Origin of the sequence: Amnibacterium sp., from assembly GCF_025463795.1 — a bacterium.
Taxonomy (GTDB): domain Bacteria; phylum Actinomycetota; class Actinomycetes; order Actinomycetales; family Microbacteriaceae; genus Amnibacterium.
In genome coordinates, this window is record NZ_JAODBE010000153.1 from 1 (window position 1) to 2,824 (window position 2,824).

Below are 2,824 nucleotides of genomic sequence, written 5' to 3' on the forward strand. Positions count from 1 at the left end.
CCGCAGCGCGGCCGCCGCCGCGAGAGCCGGCACCTCGCCCGCCGCGGACGGCCCGACGACGGGCGCGACGACGAAGGGGCGCGACAGCAGCCATCCGAGCGCCACGGCGGAGGTCGGCACCCCGCGCTCCCGTGCGATCGTGCCGACGGCCTCGACGACCTTCAGCCCCCGCCGGCTGGCGTGCGCCGCGAGCCGGTCCGCGCGTTCCGGGTCCAGGTCCTTCAGCCGCTTCCGGCCGGTCCGGCTCGTGCTGGAGCCGGTGAGGAAGCCGCCGGCGAGCGGTGACCGGGGGAAGCAGCCCAGCTCCTGGGCGGTGACGGTGGGGGCGAGCTCCGCCTCGTAGGGCAGCCGCTCGAGCACGCTGTAGACGGGTGACACGGCGACGAAGCGGGGCAGCCCGCGCTGGCCGGCGGCCACTCGGGCCTCGATGAGCCGCCCCGCGCTATGAGCGCCGGCGGCCACGGCGCCGATCCGCCCGGCTTCGAGCAGGGTCGCCAGCGCCACGAGGGTCTCCTCGAGGCTCGTGGCGCGATCGTGCACGGCGAGGGTGAGCAGGTCGATCCGGTCGGTGCGCAGCCGGGTGCGCAGCCGCTCGACCGCAGCGGTGAGCGCCGCGGCCGAGGACCCCGGATGCTCGTCCGGCACCCCGACGCGAGCGAGCACCGCGGTGCGCTCCCGTCGCCGACGGGTGGCGAGCCACGCGCCGACCGTCTCCTCCTGCCGCCCGCTCCGCGAGTCCTGCACCTCGATCGCCGTGCCGCCGATCTCCGCGTGGGCGTCGAGGATGCGGTGGGCCTCGACGGCGGGCACGGCGGTGCCGAAGCGGCCGGCGGACACGACGACCGGATGGACGGCGAGGCCCGTCCCGGGGACGGGCCGGAGCCGGTACGGCGCGGACGGCTCGTCGAGCAGCGGGAGGGTGGGCTGAGCCGCCAGCGCCTGCTGAGCACGCTCCACGATCGCGATCGCGGCGTCGACGACCGGCTCGTCGGCGGCGTGCCTGCGTCGGCGCGGCGGGTGCGGCGACGGCGCTGGCTCGTCGGCCGGATCCGTCATCGCCGCTCCTTCGAAGACCGCCCCCACGGCGGTGCATCACGATAGCGGCGGGACGAGCCGATCGCGGGGTGCGACACCGCGGGACGAGGAGGTCGGGGGCTGCTGCGCACGAGGCGCAGCAGCCGCCCTCCTATCCCCGAAGAGATGTCACTCGCCCCCCAGCGGGTGACTCAAGGTGTCCCGTCGTACCGTTCCCAACGGCGGGCGGAGCCCTGACCTGGACGAGTCCAGCGTAGGAGCGCCTCGAAGGTCAGGAAAAACCCAGTTCGGGGGGCGTCAGGAGTCGGTGACGTCGTCGAGCCGTGCGAGCTGCTCCGGGGTCAGCGTGATGTTCGCGGCCGGCATGAGGTCGGCGAGCTGCCTGGCCGTCGGGACGCGCACGACGGGAGCCGCGACGTTCGGCTTCGACAGCAGCCAGGCGAGCGCGATGCGGCCGACGTGCTGGCCGACCTCGTCGCTGATGTCGTCGAGCACCGCCAGCACGGCGGCGCCCCTGCGGTTCACGTACTTCAACGCGCCCGCGAAGATCGGCGAGGCCGGCTTGTCGTGCCGCGATCGGAAGTCGCCGCGCAGGAAGCCGCTCGCCAGCGGGGTGCGGGGCAGCACGCCGAGGTCCTGGGACAGGGCGATGGGCGCGATCTCCCGCTCGTAGGGCTCGCGCTCGAGCAGGTTGTACTCCGGCAGCAGCGTCGTGATGCCGGGGATCTCCAGCCGGCGCGCGACGCGGATCGCCTCGCGCAGGCCGTCGGCGCTGAAGCCCGACGCGGACACGTGCCCGACCTTGCCCGCGAGCACCAGCTCGTGGGCGGCGGTGAGCGTCTCCTCGATCGGCACGTCCGGGTCCTCGTGGTCGAGCCCGAGCAGGTCGACCCAGTCCGTGCCGAGCCGCTCGAGGGAGGCGTCGACGGCCCGCCGCATCGCTGTCCGCGAGAGCCCGTGCGCATCGGGATGCTTGCCGACCTTCGTGGCGACGACGAGCCGCTCGCGTGACGCGTGCCGGGCGAGCCAGGAGCCGATCATGATCTCGCTGCGGCCGCCCGCGTAGTGGTCCGCCGTGCTGATCAGGTCGCCGCCCGCCGCGTAGAAGAGGTCGAGCGTCGACGAGGTCGCCTTGGCGTCGGAGGCCCAGCCGAAGACGCTGCCGTCGAGGGCGATGGGGTACACCGCCATGCCCGTGGCACCGATCCGCCGGGAGACCGGTCCAGGAGCAAGACTCGTCACATATCCCCCGTCACGTCAAACTGAGCCTCAGCAGTATTCCATATCCGGAATTCCTGCGAATCGGGGTTGACAAAAGGCCCCCGTTCCCGGAGGAACGAGGGCCTTTCGTCTCACATGTCGAGTCAGACGGTCGCCGGCTCCTCGACGACGGCGCGCTGGAGCTTGGAGCGGAGGCCCTTTCGGGCCTCCGCCGCGACGCCAGCGCCGAAGGCCGTCTCGGCCGTCGGGACGTCGAGTCAGACGGTCGCCGGCTCCTCGACGACGGGCGCCAACGACAGCTTGCCGCGGTCGTCCATCTTGGTGATCTCGACCTGGATCTTCTGGCCGACGGCGAGGACGTCCTCGACGTTCTCGACCCGCTTGCCGCCGGCGAGCTTGCGCACCTCGGAGATGTGCAGCAGGCCGTCGCGACCGGGCAGGAGCGACACGAAGGCGCCGAACGCGGCGATCTTCACGACGGTCCCGAGGAACCGCTCGCCGATCTCCGGGTTGTGCGGGTTCGCGATCGCGTTGACCGCCTGGCGGGCGGCCTCGGCGGACGCGCCGT

Annotated in this window: 3 protein-coding genes; all 3 read right to left on the minus strand. The window is 73.4% G+C overall.

All coding sequences use genetic code 11. The features are described from left to right. On the minus strand, nt 1-1,056 hold a 1,056-nt coding region (locus JWQ92_RS13050), incomplete at its 3' end, for an aldo/keto reductase (RefSeq protein ID WP_297344894.1). 276 nt (nt 1,057-1,332) lie between these two features. Beyond that, nucleotides 1,333-2,226, minus strand: coding sequence for an aldo/keto reductase (locus JWQ92_RS13055; RefSeq protein ID WP_297344895.1), 894 nt, complete (start codon nt 2,224-2,226; stop codon nt 1,333-1,335). Between the two features lie 287 nt (nt 2,227-2,513). Next, the coding region (locus tag JWQ92_RS13060; RefSeq protein ID WP_297344896.1) for a S1 RNA-binding domain-containing protein at nt 2,514-2,824 on the minus strand (311 nt) is incomplete at its 5' end.